This is a genomic window from Roseateles noduli (assembly GCF_050626985.1).
Lineage (GTDB): Bacteria > Pseudomonadota > Gammaproteobacteria > Burkholderiales > Burkholderiaceae_C > Roseateles > Roseateles noduli_A.
Map to the genome: position 1 here is coordinate 2137972 of NZ_CP192463.1, position 15817 is coordinate 2153788.

Consider the following 15817-nt stretch of genomic DNA (forward strand, 5'->3'; position numbering starts at 1 on the left):
CCGGGTTTCACGTCGAGCAGTCTCCGGCCGGCGCGCGGCGTCCCTCAGGCATCAGAAGCGGTACTGATAGCCCACGAAGAGGCGATTCTCCGTCGAACGGTCGACCAGCGAGCTGTCCTTGATGCCGCTGCCCAGCGCCGTGACGCTGAGGTCGAGGAACATCGCGTGGTGCCGGTTGAACAGGTACATCGTGCGCAGGCCCACCTCGGCATTGGTCGTCGACTTGCCCTGGTAGAAGGCGCGGCCGGCGCGGACTTCATCCGCGCGCACGCCGTAGTAGTAGTCGACGTACTTCTTGTCGACCCAGGTCGCGCCCAGGCGCGGCGTCAGCATCACCTGCTGGCCGAGGCGCCAGGATTTCTCCAGCGTCAGCGCGAATTTCTGGCCCTTGCTGTGGCCGGAGGCGTCGGCGGTCCATTCGCCGCCGAGGTCGAACAGGTCGGTCTTCCACTCGGCCTTGGCGCCCAGCCACACGCCGCCCTTGCGTTCGGCCATGCCGTTGAGGATGGGGGCGTCGTCCTGCTCGTAGCCGCCCAGGTCCAGCTTGGCCACCAGGCCGAAGTCGATGCGTTGCGACGGATTGATGTTCCAGCTCGGCAGCTTGCCCGTGACGCCCAGCCCGGCCACCTTCACCCAGCGGTTCTCGTAGCTGAGCATGGGCAGCACCCGGGTCTCGCGGTCGTAGCCGGTGTAGGCCTTCTGGGAGCTCACGGCGCCGATGCCCAGGCCCCAGGACGATTCACCTTCCTTGCCGCCAGGGCCACCCGGACCGCCCGGACCCGCCGCCATCGCGGACAGCGGCGCCGACACGCAGAGAACGGCGGCAGAAGAGAAGACGGCGCGGGTGAGCGCCCGGGGCGCATGCGAGAGGAATCGTGTCTGCGGTGCCATGAGAAGTTCCCGAGAGGGGCGGTGATTGGAGCCCGCATCCTCGGCGCCGGTGTCTTACTGACTCCTTACCGTACACCGATTGTTTCCCTCCGGAGCTCCCTCTGAAGCGCGTCGGCAAGGACTGACCCCTCCTCCATCGGCGGTAAGGAGCCGGAAAGACGGGCGACGGGACAGTCGCTCCCTCGCTTCAGCCTGGTGGATGACTTCATCGTGCGCATCAAGCACTTCGGGCGCACCAAGCGCACCAAGCGCGCAGATCCCACCGACCCCACCGACCCTACCCAGGGCGCCACGAGCGCCCGACGCGTCACACCCGCCCCATGAGCATGAGCTTCAGCACCCTCGGCCTGATGGCCGTGGCGGCGTACATCGCCGCCTGCATCGCCTACGTCTACCGGTGGCGCGGCCGTCGCCGCTACGAGAGCTTCACGCAGTACCTGCGCAAGAGCTGGCCCCTCTTCGCGCCGCTCAACTGCCTGATGTACATGACGACGCGGGCCTCGGCGCGCCAGCCGGTGCTGCAGGCCGACTACCTCGACGGCATCCGGCTGCTGCGCGCCAACTGGCGCGTGATCCGCGACGAGGCGCTGGCGCTCGAGGCGGCGGGCGCGTTCGAGGCCGCGAAGGCGGCGGGTTCGGCGGGCTACTACGACGTCGGTTTCCGCACCTTCTACAAGCGCGGCTGGAGCAAGTTCTACCTGAAGTGGTACGGCACGACGCACCGCTCCGCGCAGCGGCTGTGCCCGCGCACGGTGGCCCTGCTGGCACAGGTTCCGCAGATCCGCGGGGCGATGTTCTCGATCCTGCCGGCGGGCGCGGAGCTGTCGCTGCACGCGGATCCGATGGCCTGCTCGTTCCGGTATCACCTGGGATTGCAGACGCCGAACGATCCGGCGTGCCGCATCCAGGTGGACGACGTGGACTGCGTGTGGCGGGATGGGCAGGACTTCATCTTCGACGAGACCTATCCCCATAGCGCGCACAACGCGACGGATCGACCGCGGCTGATCCTGATGTGCGATGTGGACCGCCCGATGAATGCGTTGGGGCGGGTGATCCACGCGGGCTACCGCGTGATCGCGCGCGGCACGCTGGTGGCCAACACGGCGGAGGACGAGCGCGGCGTGTTCAGCGCGCTCTTCGCGAAGCTCGCGCCGCTGCGCGAGCGGTCGCTGCGACTGAAGACGGAGCGGCAGCGCGTCTACAAGACCTTGAAGTTCCTGCTGAACTCAACGCTGCTGAGCGGGCTGATGGCGATGATCTTCGCGGTGCTGCATGTGTTGGAGGCGATCACGGCGTGAGCATCCCCCAGAGTTCAGCGCTTTGAAGTCACAGACTGTGACTTCAAACGCCGAGCACAGACAACCATCAACGCATCGGCGTCTCACGCTCCGCCGCCTCGGTCTTTGGCGCATCGACTTCGACACGCGACGCGCCCGACCGATCCGCCTCCCGCTGCGTCCGCCGCTGCAGATAGGCATCCCGTACGAAGAGGTACTTGTCGAGCGCCACATCGTCGACGACCTTCGTCACGTCAAGCAGGTTGGCGCGCCTGTCGACCATGCTGACGATGGTCAGCGCGTTGCGCGCGCCGGCGTCTTCCAGTTGCCCGGTCAGGCTGCCGAAGCTGTTGACGGGAATGGACGCGGTGCCGCGCAGGTCGGACGGTCCGAACAGGGGCAGCACGAGGTACGCGCCGCCGCCGACGCCCCACACGCCCAGCGTGTCGCTGAAGCCGTCGCCGTGGCGAGGCATGCCCCAGCCGGTGGCGACGTCCATGACGCCTAGCAGGCCTACCGTCGTGTTCGTACCGAAGCGGGCGAAGTCGGACATGCCGTCCTTGAAGCGCCCCTGCAGCAGCAGGTTGGCGCCGGACCACGGGTCGCCCAGGTTGGAGAAGAAGTTGGTCACGCCACTGCGCACGGGCGTGGGCACGACCGTCTTGTAGACGGTGGCCACCGGCTTGAGCACGACCTTGTCGATCCCCTCGTTGAGGGCGAAGGTCGCGCGGTTCACGGGCTCGATGGGATCGGGGTTCTGCGGCGTGGCGCAGCCCGACAGCAGCACGCCGGACACGATGACGAGAGCCGGCAGGCGGCGCGACACGCCGATGGGGACGGGGAAAGACGACATGGAAATGCTCCCGCTCCGGAAATGGAGCCGGGCGCATGGTCGGCGCGGTGGTCTTTCTGGAGACTTACCCGTCACGGCATGCCGCGCACCTGGGTCGTGTTCGACCGCTCCTTGGCCAGCCGTTCGATGGCCCTGATCCCCGCCTCCATCTTCTCGCGCGCCGACGAGTTGGCCGAGTGCACCCGCATCCGCGGCGGGGCGAAGCCGTGCAGCGCCACGGCCTCCTCGACCCACAGCACCACGTCGTACCCGGTCCCGCGCTCGTCGTCGCCCAGGTCGTGATCGAGGCTGACTTCCTCGACCCCGCCGGCCTTCAGCAGCGCGATGACTTCGTCCGGCCAGTACGCGCGCGTCCAGCCTTCGGGGGTGGTTCGTTCATCATCCAGATAGATTCGCATGGGAGGGTTGGTGACACCAAGAGCGCTGAATGGTTCGAACTCATCCCGCAGGCATCCAGAGTCGACGGATGCATCGCCGCTTCGACCCCGGCGTCACCCCTGAGGCGACACCGTCCCCACCGCCTTCAACGCCGCGATCGCGCCGGCATGCGCGCTCACCAGCTCCGGCGACTGGTCGAAGCGCTCCGCGTATCGCTTCATGAATGGATCCGCGCTGTCGCGGTCCAGGCTCAGCAGCCCGCGCAGGCGCTGCGCCACCGGCAGCGGCGTCTGCGTCGCATCCGCCGCGCCGTCGATCGCCTCGTCCAGCATCGTGATCAAGCGGCTCAGCGGCTCCAGCCACTTCATCTCCTCGCCGAAGGCCATGACCTGGAGGAACTCGCCCGCGCTCTGCGGACCGTGGGTCTTCTGGTAGTCGCCGCGCTCCAGCTCGACCAGCGCGCGGTGGAGGTCGAGGAGGCTTCGGCGGAGTTGGTGGCAGGCGTCGGTGGTCATGGCGTGGCAGGCAGTCGTGGGGACCACAGGGTAGCCGCTCACGCCGCACGGCGCATGCCCCATCCGGGACAGACACCTCGCGCTTGCGGCGAGGCATGGCGGATCTCGCCGTCAGCGCGGCTCGGACTTTCCCTGCTCGCCGAAACGGATCGAGATGATCCGCCCCTCGCGGATCCGGATCACCGCCGGCAGGTAGCCGTCGCCACGCTCGTAGAGCCATTCGTCGGTCATCACGCAGGCGACCTGCGGCACTTGCTGCACCGGCGGCTGGCCCGGGTAGTACGGCACCGGCGGCGGCGCGTTCGTCAGCACGCGGGCGCAGTACGAATCGGCAATGGCCGGCTGCCCGCAGGCGCGCAGCAGGAAGACCTTGGAATCGCCCTCGCGCACACCGCCATCGCTGCAGCGCAGCGACTGGGCATGAACGGCCGTCCCGGCCGTCAGCAAGGTGCCCAGCGCCAGGACCCGGAGGGTCCGGCGGCATCGATTCGCTCTCGTCATGTCACGCTCCCGCAGCGGTCCCGATCGGGGGACAGGTCAACCTGGGAGGGGCAACGGACGCGCCCTCCCCCTCGTTGACCGCCCGCGGGCAATCCCGCTCCGCAGAGCGCGCACCGGCCTCACCGCTGACAGCGCTCGGACCCGCCGACCAGGCCCATTGATCGGGCTGGTCCGGCCTGGATCAGGGCTGCTGCGCCGGCTGAACCTGCTGCGCCGCCTGCGCCGCGCGCGCCTTGTTGACGTAGCCCTTGTACGCCGGCAGCCCGATCGCCGCGAGGATGCCGACGAAGAAGAACAGCGGCAGCAGGATCCCCAGGATGCGCACGCCCCAGTTGTTGGCCGGCGGCGGCGGGCCGAAGCGGTTGGCGCCCTTGCTGCCCGGCACGAAGATCCAGATCAGCGCGATCAGCGGGATGAAGACCGTCACCGTCCACCAGCCGCTCATGTCCATGTCATGGCACCGCTTGATGCCGGTGATGACCGTGAACCACAGCGCCACCGCGAACGCCGCCAGACCGAAGACGACGAACCCGGTCGAGTTGCCCAGCGCGAAGGTCAGGCCCAAGGACACCGCGCCATGGATCAGCGAAGCACCCGTCGCGTACGCCAGGTAGCGCAGCCGCCCGATGCGGCCCTTGGACGAGAAGAGATTGAGTTCTCCCGGTCCTTCGGACGCGGCCACGTCGGCCACATGCGCGCGCGGCGCCGCGTATTGATTCAAGGTCTGCTCAGTCATGGGTTCCCTCCGTCGATGAATTGAATGCGTTGGATGCGTTGAATGCGTTGGATGCGTTGAATGCCTCGATCACCTCGGGCGCCGCCGCTCAGAGCAGCCCCGACCGCTTGACCTCGTGGTACCGGTTGACCAGCGTGGACGCGAGCTGGCGCGGCTCGACGTCGATGGACAGGCGGTCGTGGTCGACCACGCGGGCGAAGGCGTCGTGGCGGGCCTGGGACAGCAGGTGCGCGCTCGCGACCGCGACGGCGTCCTCCGGGCCCGCGATCGGCTGCCCGGCGATGCGGCCCAGCGCCGTCTCGCGCAGGCTGGCCAGCAGCACCAGGTGGCGGCGGCGCAGCAGGCGCAGCGCGGGCTGCAGTTCGGGCGAATCCTCATCGCGGAAATTGGTCAGCACGATGACCAGCGAGCGTCGGCGCAGCCGGTGCGACAGCGCCTGCGCCGCGGCCAGGTAGTCCGAATGGTGGCCGCCCGGCTGCAGGTCGTGCATCTTGTTCATCAGCACGTTGAGCGTGCCCATGCCCTTGCGCGGCGCGCAGTCGCGGCTCTGGCCTTCCTCGTTGCCGAAGGTCATCGCGCCGACCTCGTCCCCTTCCGACAGCGCGACGTAGGCCAGCAGCATCAACGCGTCCAGCGCGTCGTCGAAGTGACTGGTCTCGCCCACGCCGGCCGATTGCTCGTCCGCGCGCATGCGCCGCCCGCAATCGAGGAGGAACATCACGCACTGGTCGCGCTCGTCCTGGAATTCGCGCACCACCGGCTTGCGATGCCGCAGCGAGGCCTTCACGTCCAGGTGCCGCAGCGGATCGCCGCGCTTGTATTCGGCAAGCTGACGGAAGTCGGTGCCCTGCCCGCGCTGGATGAAGGTCTTGATGCCGATCTGCGCCAGCCGACGATCGCCGGACAGCCAGGCATACCGCGCCAGCGCCGCGAAGTTCGGATAGACGCGCAGCTCGCTCGCTTCGCCGACGCGGTCGCGCACCTCGAAGCAACCCGCGCGGGTGCGCCACAGCAGTTGCGTGCGGCCGAGCTGCGCGACGCCGCGCTGGCGCGCCATGACGCGGAAGCTCACGCGGCTGCGGCTCTGCGCGCCGAGCACGAGCGAGCGCGGCAGGCCCTCGAAATCGAAGAGCGGGTCGAGCTCGTCGAAGACCTGCATCCGCCAGGCCAGCTCGCTGGCGTTGACGAGGTCCAGCTTGAGCTCGGTCGACGCGCCGATGGCGAAGGCCGCCGGCAGCCGGCGCTCGACCCGCACGCCGCTCCGGCGCCACAGGCGCAGGCTGCGCCACAGGTCGACGCCGGCCACGATCAGCAGCACCCCGAACAGCGCCCCGCCCGCCGGCGCCACCAGCGCCAGCGGCGCGCCGGCCGCCAACGCGACGGCGGCGGCCAGGGCCAGGCCGGCCAGCACCACGATGCTGGCCCGGGAGGGCAGGACGACGCGACGGACGGTGTTCATCAGAGTCGCGGCGCCTCCACGCTCTCCAGCGCGGCGGCCAGGATCTCGTCGAGATCGCGCCCTTCGATCTGGGCGTCCGGCGCCATCGTCACGCGATGACGCAGCACCGCCAGCGCCTGCTTGGCGACGTCGTCAGGCGTGACGAAGTCGCGGCCCTCGATCAGCGCGACGGCCCGCGCCGCTCGGATCAGCGCCACGCTCGCGCGCGGCCCCGCGCCGAACTCCAGGCCCGGCCAGTTGCGCGTCACGCGGACCACGCGCACCGCGTAGTCGATGACCTTGGCGTCCACGTGCACCAGGCTCGCCAGGCGCTGGAGCTCCAGCACCTGCACGTCGTCCAGCACCGGCTGCACCGCCTCCAGCGGCAGCTCGTGACCGGCGCGGTGGTCCGTCACCAGCTGCACGATGGCGGCTTCCTCGTCATGCGTCGGATAACCGATGCGGATCTGCAGCAGGAAGCGGTCGAGCTGCGCCTCGGGCAACGGGTAGGTGCCCTCGGTGTCGACCGGGTTCTGCGTGGCCATCACGATGAAGGGCCGCGGCAGGGCCAGGCTCTCGCCTTCCAGCGTGGCCTGGTACTCCTGCATCACTTCCAGCAGCGCGCTCTGCGTCTTGGCCGGCGCGCGGTTGATTTCATCGGCCAGCAGCAGGTTGGTGAACACCGGGCCCTTGCGCACGCGCAGCTGTCCCAGGCCCGCGCCGGTGTCGTCCAGCACGCTGTGGCCGATGACGTCCGCCGGCATCAGGTCCGGCGTGAACTGCACCCGCGCGTACTTCAGCTGCAGCGCCTGCGCCAGCGTGCGCGCCAGCAGCGTCTTGCCCAGCCCCGGCACGCCCTCGACCAGCACATGGCCGGACGCCACCACGGCGACGAGCATCTGCTCGACCGCGTCCGGCTGGCCGACCACGGCCTTGCCGACTTCGTTGCGCAGCACCTGCAGCCAGTGCGCGGCGAGCTTGAGTTCCTCGGGCTTGATCATTGCGAAGGTCTTTCGTCGTGAATGCGGTGCTGATTCGGATCGGATTCGGATCGGGGACGGATCGGGCTGCGGGTTGAGCGAAGGGTTGAGCGCAGGGTCGCCGGCGGATCACTGGCGGCTGAGCAGGAGCCGCCGCGCGGTCTCGAGCAGATGCAGCCGCGCGGGCAGCTCGGCACGGGTGCAGAACTTGGACGACATCGCCGCGTACAGGTCGTCCCGCGCCACGCCGGTCGCGGTCGCGACGGCATGCACGCGGTCGGCCAGCGGCAGGCGGGCATAGCCGCGCAGGGTGCGCGTCGCCGCCTCGGCGAGCGCGCGCTGCTGCGCGGCGAGCAAGGCGTCGCGGCCATGGCGATGCAGGTAGGCGCCCATGCCGCGCACCTGCTCCGAGATCGACCGCCGCAGCCGCGGCGGCGCAGCCAGGCGCGGACCGAAGCGCACCGCGGCGCGCCACAGCGCGGCGGCCAGCGCCAGCCCGCCCAGCACGATGGCGATCCAGCCGCTGTGCCACAGCCAGGGCGTCAGCGCCTCGCGCTTCTCGTTCAGGTAGATCCACACCGTGGCGCCGGGGTCGGCCTGCACGGTGGCGGCCAGCAGCAGCGACGTGTCGCAACCGAAAGGCGCCTGGCCCTGGAAGAGGAACGCGCTCGTGTTGAGCACCGTCACGCTGCCCCGGCCCTGGGCCGCGCGGATCAGTTGCTGACCGTGCTCCTGAGTGAGCGTCCAGTCCGCCTGCCGGCCCGGCTTGACCTTCAGGCGCTTGCTCCAGTTGAAGTGGTGGCAGAGGTCGAGCGATTCGATCTCGCCGAAGACCGGGGGCTCGGAGACGGCCTCGTCGCGGTTCTCCTCCTCGTCGTCGTCCTTGCCGGCCTTCGCGCCGGCCGACGCCGCGTGCATCGGCGACTTCGGCCGCTGCGCCCTGGCCGCCGCCTCCGCCGCGCGCTGGCGCTTGACCTTCTCGCTGATGTCGGCCGCGAAAACGGGCACCCAGCTCTCCAGCCGCGTGTCGTCCCAATCCGCGCCTTGCAGCAGCACCAGGTGACCGCCGCGCTCGACCCACGCGCGGATCTGCGCGCCGCGTTCCGGCACCAGGTCCCAGTCGGCCGACAGCAGCACCAGCCGCGCGCCTTCCGGCGGCATGCGGTCGAGCCGCTCGTGATGCTCCGCGTGCATGCCGAGCTTGCGCATGATCTGCTCGAACGCGTAGACCGGGTTGCTGCGGGCCTCGCCGATGGCCGGACGCGGAACGTCCTCCTCCACCCATTCGGTGTTGACCGAGAGCCACCAGCCGCCGGCGATCAGCGCCAGCGCGGCGAGCAGCAGGAACAGGCGCTCGCGCGTCATGCCGCGCCCCCGTTCGACACAACGGCGGTTCCGCCGGCGGTCACGCCGGTCCCGCCGTTGACCGGGCCGACCGCCATGCGTGCGTCGAAGTCGGCGCACAGAGCCTCGAAGCGATCCGCCGCCAGCTCGCGCTGCGCATACGCCACCGTCTGCCAGCCCGAGACCAGGCGCGACAGGAAGTCCAGCGCGGCCGGCGACACCCGCGCCGTCGCCAGGACCAGGCATTCGCGCTCGGTGCTGGCCGAGCGGATCGGCACGCCGTGCCCGTGCACCAGGCGCGACAACGCGCCGCGGTACAGCAGCGAGAGCGCGGCGCGCTGCTCGCCGCGCTGCCAGAGCGCGCGCGCGGCGGCGCCGATGTCGTCGGGCAGGCTCTCCGGGCGGATGTCCAGCGAACCCACGTGCGTCGGCGGCGCGCCCTTCAGCGCGCTGCCGCCCTCCTGCCCCTTGAGCCAGTCCCGCAGCCGCAGCAACACCCAGACCAGCGCCGCGGCGCCGATCAGCCACAGCGCCACGCGCAGGCCCGCCGACAGGTTCTTGAACATCTCGACCCACCAGCGGAAGTCCTCGGGCTTCTCGAGCTTCTTTTCCGGCGCTTCGTCCTTGGACTTCTTGAAGCGCAGGACCTTCTTCTTTTCCTCGCCCGCCCACAGCGGATCGGCGCGGACTTCGCCTTCGGCGATCCACACGGCCTCGGCGTCGATCGCCGACGCGGCGACCTTGACCGGCACGGGCATCACGCCGGGTCCGGCTGCGGATGCGGATGCGGATGCGGATGCGGATGCGGATGCAGAGGTAGTCTCAGACGCAGAGACAGAGGGCACGTCGGCCACAGGCGCTGAAGCCGCCGGCTGCGCGTGGACGACCGCGCACGCCAGCATCACGGCGGCCAGCAGCAGGTCACGTGAACGCACGGCGGAACTCCTGCTCGATGTCCCAGGCCTCGAGGACCACGCGCCGGTTCAGGTACATGGCGAATCCCGCCGCGACGTAGAACGGCTCCAGGAACAGCACGACCAGCGCATAGGCCGACGCGACCGCGATGTCCAGCCCCATCTGACCGGCCGCGTGCGCCTCCGGATGGAAGAACCAGTCCCACACGCCGGCGTTGCGGTTCTCCGGCGCGAACCACCAGACCAGCGCGATCAGCGCGTAGCCGAGCACCGCCTCGGCGTGGGCGAAGGCGACCTGCAGCGCGGTGGCCGCGCCGCGGTTGTCGTTGAGCATCAGCTTGGCGCGCTTGCGCCGCGCGGCGCCGCGCTGGCCTTCGAGCTGCTCGATCGGCTGCGTGTAGGCGCGCCACGGCGAGAAGCGCCGCCACAGCAGCGTGCGCAGGAACTGGCCGCCGAAGACCTGGCGGCGCGCGCGCCACAGGTCGCTCCAGCGCGTCGCCTCGCCGAAGACGGCACGCGACATCACGAACAGCAGGCTGCGGTCCAGCCACGGCTTGAGCCAGAACAGGATCAGGATGGGCAGCGTGCCGCCAAGATCCACGGTGCACATCGCGAGCACCGCGACCGCCAGCAGCAACGGCGTGAAGCAGCGCCAGATCGACGCCGCGTGCGCACGCACCAGCGCCAGGCCCAGGTCGCAGGCTTCGGCCTGGGTGCGCGGGCGCAGGACGATGGCCAGGCCGTCAACGCGCATGGGGGCGCTCCCGGTCCGTCTCCCGGCCCGTTTTTCGGTCCGCTTCTCGGCCAGTTTCTCGGCCCATCAGGCCCAGCCAAGCCACCACCAGCCCCCAGCACACGGCCGCCACGCCGTACTTGACGCCCGGCGCGATCCAGGCGGCGGACGACCAGAAGGCCTCGAAGGCGGCGGCGACCAGCAGCAGGAAGAAGGCCGCGTAGACGATGGGCACGGAGGCGCGCGCCGACGCGGCCAGCGCCTCGATCCGGCCCAGACGCCCCGGCGCCAGCCAGCCCAGCCCCATGCGCAACCCCGCCGCGCCGCACAGCACGATGCCGGTCAGCTCGAAGGCCGAATGCGTGGCCACGAAGGGCCAGAAGTTGTGGCCGAGCCCGACGCGCGTCAGGTGTCCGGCGACCGCGCCGATCATCAGCCCGTTGTAGAGCAGCACGAGGGCGCTGCCCACGCCCGCCAGGATGCCCGCGCCGAAGCAGCGGAAGCCGATGCCGACGTTGTGGAAGATGTAGACGCCGAACATGTACCAGTCGTCGCCGGCCTCGCGCAGGCGGCCGAAGGCGCGCTTGCCGTCGCCGTACATCGACTCGTACTCGCGCAGCTGGCTCGCGTCCAGCAGGCGGAGCGCGAAATCAGGCCCCGACCAGGCGAGCAGGAAGGCCACGACCAGCGGCAGCACGAACAGCACGGCCGCCGCCAGCACGAAGCGTCCCTGCGCGCGCACCGCGCGGGGCAGATCGACGCGCAGCAGGCGCGACAGCTGCCGCAGGCCGTAGTCCTGCCGGCGGTAGATCAGTTGATGCGCGTCCTGCGTCAGCGCTTCGAGCCGCGCCACCAGGTGGATCGGGTAGGCGCGCGACTGCGCCAGCGCCAGGTGTTCGCAGACGCGGCGGTACTGCGACGCGAGCAACGCGCCGTCCGCGCTCTTGCCCAGCTTGGCGAGCGCCAGTTCCGCGGCGAAGGCCTCCCACAGCGGGCCGTAGGTCGCCTCGAAATGCATCGGACTCATGCGCGCTTCCCCATCAACCATTGCGCGACGCCAAGCAGGCGCTCGGACGCGCTGCGCTTCTTCTCGCCAGGCGTCTCCGCCGGCAACACGGGAGCGGCCAGGGACGCGAGTTCCTCGAGACGTTCCGGCGTCAGCCGCTTCGCGCGGCCGGCCCAGGCGCGGACGGCCGCCTGCTCGCGCTGGTTCAACGGCCGTGCCGGCGCCAGGCCGGGCGCGGCGGGCGGCGCGTCGTGCAGGACCACGGGCTGGGCGTACACCACCAGCGTGCCGGCGGCCAGATCGCCCAGGCGCTTGCAATCGCGGTGGAGCAGCATCGTCACGATGCCGAAGGCGTAGGCCAGCGGCAGGAAGTCCGCGACGCGCAGCAGGTTGCGGGTGACGGACGCGGCCGGCGTGACCGGCAGACCGGTGTCCATGACCACGCGCAGGCCCGCCGCCTGCTTGCCGGGCGTGGCGCCGGAACGGCCGAGTTCGAAGGCGATCGGGTACAGCCACTCCACGAGGAACATCCCGATCAGCATCAGGCCGAAGCCCAGGCCCCCCAGGCCGCCGGAGGCGCCCAGCGACATCATCAGGACCAGGTCGAGGATCAGCCGGATGAACAGGTCCAGCAGGAAGGCCATGGTCCGCGCCACCAGCCCGGCGGGCCGCAGGGACAGGACGATGCCTTCGGGGGTCTCGGCCAGCGCCAGCGTGTCGATGCGCGGCGCGGGCACGGCGGGATGCGGGTTCAGAGCTTGATCACCTTCGTGTCGGCGATCGTGTCATGCAGGCACTTGCGCGACTGGCGGAAGATCAGCAGGGAGTCGATCAGCCAGTAGATCAGCGAACTCAAGACAAAGGCGTTCATCAGGAAGCCGATGCCGTAGCGGAGGCCGAGCAGGCGCCAGGCGTCTGGTCGAGAGCCGTCGGAGCGAACGATGCGCACCCGGCAGATCATCTTGCCGATGGTCTGGGCGCGCGTGAGCAGGGGCCAGCCCTGCGCGATCAGGAAGAGCGGCAACGCCACCAGCAGCGCCGACAGATTCATGCCGGTGAACGACATGTTGTCGGGCTTCATGAACAGAGCGGCCGCCACGGGGATCAGCTTCAGGAACATGGTCATGATCGCCCAGAGGATCAGGCCATCCAGCAGCGCCGCGACGAAACGCGTGCCGCGACCGGCCAGGACCTCGCCGGATTCCTGCGCGGCCACGTCGGCCACCACGGCCTGAGGCGGCGCGAAGCGGTCTTCCGTTGAAACTGACATCGTTCCCTCTCTCTCAGAATTTTGGGGAGCATTGTGTCAGTGCTTATTGGGGTGGTCGATGGGGGCATCACCGACCTGGACGCGATCCGCCACACCCTCTGGGGGGATTGCTGTCATCGGGTGATCACGCAGGGGCCGGGTCTTGCGCCTGCCCCAAACCAGGCCGAGTCCCGGATGGTGACTCTTGGGCGTCGTCCAGCTGGAAACCCTTCCTCCGACCGTCTCAGTTCCGATCCGGCCGCACCGGCAACCCGCCGGAGGACCCATCCGCTTCCGTGACCCGACCGCTCGCCCGGCGGCTGGCACGGCTGCCGGCGGCGGGCTTGGCCGAGGCGCCTGGCGTGGCGGTCGCGGGCGATGAGGTGTCGGCGGGTTCAGCCTCCGGCGTCTGGACCGGCGCAGGCGTGATGCTGGGTACGGACGCCGCCGGTGTGACCGTTGGCGACGGCGACAGCGACGGCATCACGTTCCGCGGCGCAGAGGCGGCGCGCGGGTTCATCGAGGCAGCGTCCAGCGGCGGACCCACGGTCCCGGACTGGCGCCGGCTGGCGTTGGACGTGACCGGCGGTTCCGTCGTCTGCGCGATGGCAGCCGCCGCGACCAGGGTGATGCAGAACGCGGTCAGGAAGGTGCTGAAGTGCTTCATCGCCTGTCCTCCAGGGGAACGGAGTTCCGGGGTGGCGCGGGACGTCGGCGCCGGACAGACCACGCGGCAATCCGCGCTCCCGCACCCCCGCGAGTGCGCGTCCCCGGGTCCGCGCGGGGGCCGGTGATCCGCCCCGGCAGGTACAGTCCGGGGCCCTCTTCCGCCAGTCACCATGGAAAGTCTCGCGCCTTCGTTTCCGACGCTGCAGTCCTGCGCCGACGAGCCTATCCACATTCCCGGCTCGATCCAGCCGCACGGCCTGCTGATCGCGTTGCGAGAGGGTCGCATCGCCGCCTGGAGCGACAACGTCCCGGCGCTGCTCGGCCTGCAGCCGACACTGGGTCAGCCGTGGCAGGACCTGTCGCTGCCCGGCACGGTGCACGGCGAACTGACCCTGCTCGCCGACGAGGCCGCGCTGACGCCCGGCATGCCCGCCTTCTGCGAGGTCGAGATCGCCGGCCGGGCGCACGATGCGGTCGTCCATGTCCACGACCATCACACGCTGATCGAGATCGAGCCCCGCACCCAGCCGCTGGCGCCGCTGAGTTCGCAGGCTCGCGTCTACGACCGCGTCCGCCGCGCCGGGTCGATGGAGGCGGTGCTGCAGGTGGCCGTCGATGCGATCCGCGCGTGGACCGGCTTCGACCGGGTGATGGCCTACCGCTTCCGCCACGACGACAGCGGCGAGGTCGAGGCGGAAGCCAAGTCGGACGCCCTCTCTTCCTACCGCGGCCTGCGCTACCCGGCCAGCGACATCCCGGCGCAGGCGCGCCGGCTCTACCTGCTCAACACGCTGCGGCTGATCCCGCACGTCAGCTATCGCGCGGTCGCGCTCGTCGGTCATCCGGAGGCGCCGCCGCTGGACCTGACCCATTCGGTGCTGCGCAGCGTCTCGCCGATCCACGTCGAGTACCTGCACAACATGGGCGTGGGCGCGTCGATGAGCGTCTCCATCGTGGTCAACGACAAGCTCTGGGGCCTGATCGCCTGCCACCACATGAGTTCGCTGCAGGTGCCCTACCCGGTGCGCTCGGACTGCGACGTGCTGGCCCACATCCTGTCGTCGGCGATCGCGACGATCGAGGCGCGCGAATTCGCGCGGCGCCAGGCCGACACCGCCTCGCTGGTGGCGGAACTCGCGGGCGACATCTCGATCGCGGACGACGCCATCACCGCCATGCTCGGCCAGTCGTCACGGCTGCGCGACGTTCTGCGCGCCGACACGCTGGTGCTGGCGCAGCAGAGCAAGGTGGTCTCCGACGGCGACCTGCCGCAGGAACTGGCGGTGGCCATCGCGACGGTGCCCTGGACCGGCGACATGCCGGCCCTGAGGTCCTGCAGCGACGACTGGCCGGAGGCGTTGCGTCCGTTGCTCGGTCAATGGGTCGGCGCGATGTGCCTGCCCTTCGACGCCAGCAACGGCGGCCGGCTGATCGCGTTGCGCAAGGAGCAGCGCGAGACGGTCCGCTGGGCCGGTCAGCCCGACAAGGTCGTGGCGCGCGGCCCCAACGGTCCCCGCCTCACGCCGCGCGGCTCGTTCACCGAATGGCGCGAGCAGGTCAAGGACTGCGCCGAGCCGTGGAGCGAGACGGACGTGCGCTTCGGCAAGCAGCTGATGCTGGAGCTGCAGCGCACGGCGGCCGCGCGGCATGCCGAGGTCGAGACGGCGCGGCGCAACCTGCTGGCGATGCTCGGCCACGACCTGCGCGATCCGCTGCAGGCGATCCAGATGGTGGCGGGCGTGCTCAAGCGCGAGCCGGATCCGGCGCAGACGGGCCGGCTGGGCGCGCGGCTGGATGCGTCGAGCGGGCGCATGCACCGGCTCATCACGCAGGTGCTGGACTTCAGCCGGGCCGAGGTCGGCATGCCGCTGCACACGGAGCTGCGCGCGCTGGACCTGGAGGCGCTCCTGCTGGACCTGATCGAGGAAGTCCGGATGGGACACCCCGGCTTCGAGATCGCCGTGCGCACGGCCGGCCCGGCCACGGTGACCGGCGATCCGGTGCGGCTGGCGCAGGCGATGTCCAACCTCATCGCCAACGCGCGCAACTACGGCGCGCCGGGACGACCGGTGGTGGTCTCGCTGGAACCGGCGGGCGACGGCGGTCAGCGCTTCAGCGTGGCCAACGAGGCCGACGAGATTCCGGCGCTGGTGGCGTCCGGGCTGTTCGAGCCGTTCAAGCGGGGCCTCGAGCGCGGCGCCCCGAACCGCAGCGGCCTGGGGCTCGGTCTCTACATCACGCGGCGCATCGTGGAGGAGCACGGCGGCACGCTGAGCTATCGCTATGAGGCGCCGACCGTGGTGTTCGAGTTCACGGTGGCCGGATAGATC

17 protein-coding genes are annotated in these 15817 nt (G+C 70.3%); 2 read left to right on the forward strand and 15 right to left on the reverse strand.

From position 1 onward, the window contains the following. Positions 1-51: 51 nt before the first annotated feature. The gene (locus tag ACQ4L4_RS09235) at positions 52-891 is read right to left on the reverse strand and encodes a MipA/OmpV family protein (protein ID WP_431103943.1); all 840 of its coding nucleotides are present in this window, start codon (positions 889-891) and stop codon (positions 52-54) included. A 326-nt stretch (positions 892-1217) separates the two neighbouring features. Here ACQ4L4_RS09235 and ACQ4L4_RS09240 point away from each other — a divergent pair, with 326 nt between their 5' ends. Beyond that, positions 1218-2192, forward strand: coding sequence for an aspartyl/asparaginyl beta-hydroxylase domain-containing protein (locus tag ACQ4L4_RS09240; RefSeq protein WP_431103944.1), 975 nt, complete (start codon positions 1218-1220; stop codon positions 2190-2192). Positions 2193-2259: 67 nt separating this feature from the next. Here the strand turns inward: ACQ4L4_RS09240 and ACQ4L4_RS09245 are convergent, their stop codons facing one another. From ACQ4L4_RS09245 to ACQ4L4_RS09310, 14 genes are all read right to left on the reverse strand, one after another. Further along, positions 2260-3024 (reverse strand): MlaA family lipoprotein, encoded by a 765-nt coding sequence (locus ACQ4L4_RS09245; RefSeq protein ID WP_431103945.1) that lies wholly within the window; start codon positions 3022-3024, stop codon positions 2260-2262. 71 nt (positions 3025-3095) lie between these two features. Beyond that, positions 3096-3422, reverse strand: coding sequence for a cyclic-phosphate processing receiver domain-containing protein (locus ACQ4L4_RS09250; protein WP_431103946.1), 327 nt, complete (start codon positions 3420-3422; stop codon positions 3096-3098). Between the two features lie 93 nt (positions 3423-3515). Beyond that, the gene (locus ACQ4L4_RS09255) at positions 3516-3917 is read right to left on the reverse strand and encodes a hypothetical protein (protein WP_431103947.1); all 402 of its coding nucleotides are present in this window, start codon (positions 3915-3917) and stop codon (positions 3516-3518) included. 111 nt (positions 3918-4028) lie between these two features. Beyond that, a complete protein-coding gene (locus tag ACQ4L4_RS09260) occupies positions 4029-4418 on the reverse strand; it encodes a DUF2845 domain-containing protein (protein WP_431103948.1) in 390 nt (129 codons plus the stop codon). Positions 4419-4599: 181 nt separating this feature from the next. Then, positions 4600-5154, reverse strand: coding sequence for a DUF805 domain-containing protein (locus ACQ4L4_RS09265; protein WP_431103949.1), 555 nt, complete (start codon positions 5152-5154; stop codon positions 4600-4602). An 88-nt stretch (positions 5155-5242) separates the two neighbouring features. Next, positions 5243-6613: a DUF58 domain-containing protein gene (locus ACQ4L4_RS09270; protein ID WP_431103950.1), complete on the reverse strand. Its 1371-nt coding sequence runs from the start codon at positions 6611-6613 to the stop codon at positions 5243-5245. Beyond that, positions 6613-7593, reverse strand: coding sequence for an AAA family ATPase (locus ACQ4L4_RS09275; protein WP_431103951.1), 981 nt, complete (start codon positions 7591-7593; stop codon positions 6613-6615). The genes ACQ4L4_RS09270 and ACQ4L4_RS09275 overlap by 1 nt, the downstream gene beginning before the upstream one ends. A gap of 108 nt (positions 7594-7701) precedes the next feature. After that, a complete protein-coding gene (locus ACQ4L4_RS09280) occupies positions 7702-8937 on the reverse strand; it encodes a DUF4350 domain-containing protein (RefSeq protein ID WP_431103952.1) in 1236 nt (411 codons plus the stop codon). Next, positions 8934-9674, reverse strand: a complete 741-nt coding sequence (locus tag ACQ4L4_RS09285; RefSeq protein WP_431103953.1) for a DUF4129 domain-containing protein — start codon at positions 9672-9674, stop codon at positions 8934-8936. The genes ACQ4L4_RS09280 and ACQ4L4_RS09285 overlap by 4 nt, the downstream gene beginning before the upstream one ends. Before the next feature lie 163 nt (positions 9675-9837). Beyond that, on the reverse strand, positions 9838-10584 hold the full coding sequence (locus tag ACQ4L4_RS09290; RefSeq protein ID WP_431103954.1) for a hypothetical protein: 747 nt from the start codon (positions 10582-10584) through the stop codon (positions 9838-9840). Continuing rightward, positions 10574-11590 (reverse strand): stage II sporulation protein M, encoded by a 1017-nt coding sequence (locus tag ACQ4L4_RS09295; RefSeq protein ID WP_431103955.1) that lies wholly within the window; start codon positions 11588-11590, stop codon positions 10574-10576. The genes ACQ4L4_RS09290 and ACQ4L4_RS09295 overlap by 11 nt, the downstream gene beginning before the upstream one ends. Then, on the reverse strand, positions 11587-12306 hold the full coding sequence (locus tag ACQ4L4_RS09300) for an RDD family protein (RefSeq protein WP_431103956.1): 720 nt from the start codon (positions 12304-12306) through the stop codon (positions 11587-11589). The genes ACQ4L4_RS09295 and ACQ4L4_RS09300 overlap by 4 nt, the downstream gene beginning before the upstream one ends. Before the next feature lie 14 nt (positions 12307-12320). Next, positions 12321-12839 (reverse strand): RDD family protein, encoded by a 519-nt coding sequence (locus ACQ4L4_RS09305; RefSeq protein ID WP_431103957.1) that lies wholly within the window; start codon positions 12837-12839, stop codon positions 12321-12323. Between the two features lie 223 nt (positions 12840-13062). After that, entirely contained in the window at positions 13063-13485 is a 423-nt protein-coding gene (locus ACQ4L4_RS09310; RefSeq protein ID WP_431103958.1) for a hypothetical protein, read from the reverse strand. A gap of 172 nt (positions 13486-13657) precedes the next feature. Between ACQ4L4_RS09310 and ACQ4L4_RS09315 the strand changes: the two genes are divergently transcribed. Beyond that, a complete protein-coding gene (locus ACQ4L4_RS09315; protein WP_431103959.1) occupies positions 13658-15814 on the forward strand; it encodes an ATP-binding protein in 2157 nt (718 codons plus the stop codon). Positions 15815-15817: the final 3 nt, after the last annotated feature.

What these genes read in the sequence shown, in the direction of transcription:
- ACQ4L4_RS09240 (WP_431103944.1), top strand. Translation starts at nt 1,218, where the DNA reads ATGAGCTTCAGCACCCTCGGCCTGATGGCCGTGGCGGCGTACATCGCC.
- ACQ4L4_RS09280 (WP_431103952.1), bottom strand. Translation starts at nt 8,937, where the DNA reads ATGACGCGCGAGCGCCTGTTCCTGCTGCTCGCCGCGCTGGCGCTGATC.
- ACQ4L4_RS09310 (WP_431103958.1), bottom strand. Translation starts at nt 13,485, where the DNA reads ATGAAGCACTTCAGCACCTTCCTGACCGCGTTCTGCATCACCCTGGTC.
- ACQ4L4_RS09265 (WP_431103949.1), bottom strand. Translation starts at nt 5,154, where the DNA reads ATGACTGAGCAGACCTTGAATCAATACGCGGCGCCGCGCGCGCATGTG.
- ACQ4L4_RS09235 (WP_431103943.1), bottom strand. Translation starts at nt 891, where the DNA reads ATGGCACCGCAGACACGATTCCTCTCGCATGCGCCCCGGGCGCTCACC.
- ACQ4L4_RS09250 (WP_431103946.1), bottom strand. Translation starts at nt 3,422, where the DNA reads ATGCGAATCTATCTGGATGATGAACGAACCACCCCCGAAGGCTGGACG.
- ACQ4L4_RS09290 (WP_431103954.1), bottom strand. Translation starts at nt 10,584, where the DNA reads ATGCGCGTTGACGGCCTGGCCATCGTCCTGCGCCCGCGCACCCAGGCC.
- ACQ4L4_RS09245 (WP_431103945.1), bottom strand. Translation starts at nt 3,024, where the DNA reads ATGTCGTCTTTCCCCGTCCCCATCGGCGTGTCGCGCCGCCTGCCGGCT.
- ACQ4L4_RS09315 (WP_431103959.1), top strand. Translation starts at nt 13,658, where the DNA reads ATGGAAAGTCTCGCGCCTTCGTTTCCGACGCTGCAGTCCTGCGCCGAC.
- ACQ4L4_RS09275 (WP_431103951.1), bottom strand. Translation starts at nt 7,593, where the DNA reads ATGATCAAGCCCGAGGAACTCAAGCTCGCCGCGCACTGGCTGCAGGTG.
- ACQ4L4_RS09295 (WP_431103955.1), bottom strand. Translation starts at nt 11,590, where the DNA reads ATGAGTCCGATGCATTTCGAGGCGACCTACGGCCCGCTGTGGGAGGCC.
- ACQ4L4_RS09305 (WP_431103957.1), bottom strand. Translation starts at nt 12,839, where the DNA reads ATGTCAGTTTCAACGGAAGACCGCTTCGCGCCGCCTCAGGCCGTGGTG.
- ACQ4L4_RS09285 (WP_431103953.1), bottom strand. Translation starts at nt 9,674, where the DNA reads ATGCCCGTGCCGGTCAAGGTCGCCGCGTCGGCGATCGACGCCGAGGCC.
- ACQ4L4_RS09270 (WP_431103950.1), bottom strand. Translation starts at nt 6,613, where the DNA reads ATGAACACCGTCCGTCGCGTCGTCCTGCCCTCCCGGGCCAGCATCGTG.
- ACQ4L4_RS09255 (WP_431103947.1), bottom strand. Translation starts at nt 3,917, where the DNA reads ATGACCACCGACGCCTGCCACCAACTCCGCCGAAGCCTCCTCGACCTC.
- ACQ4L4_RS09260 (WP_431103948.1), bottom strand. Translation starts at nt 4,418, where the DNA reads ATGACGAGAGCGAATCGATGCCGCCGGACCCTCCGGGTCCTGGCGCTG.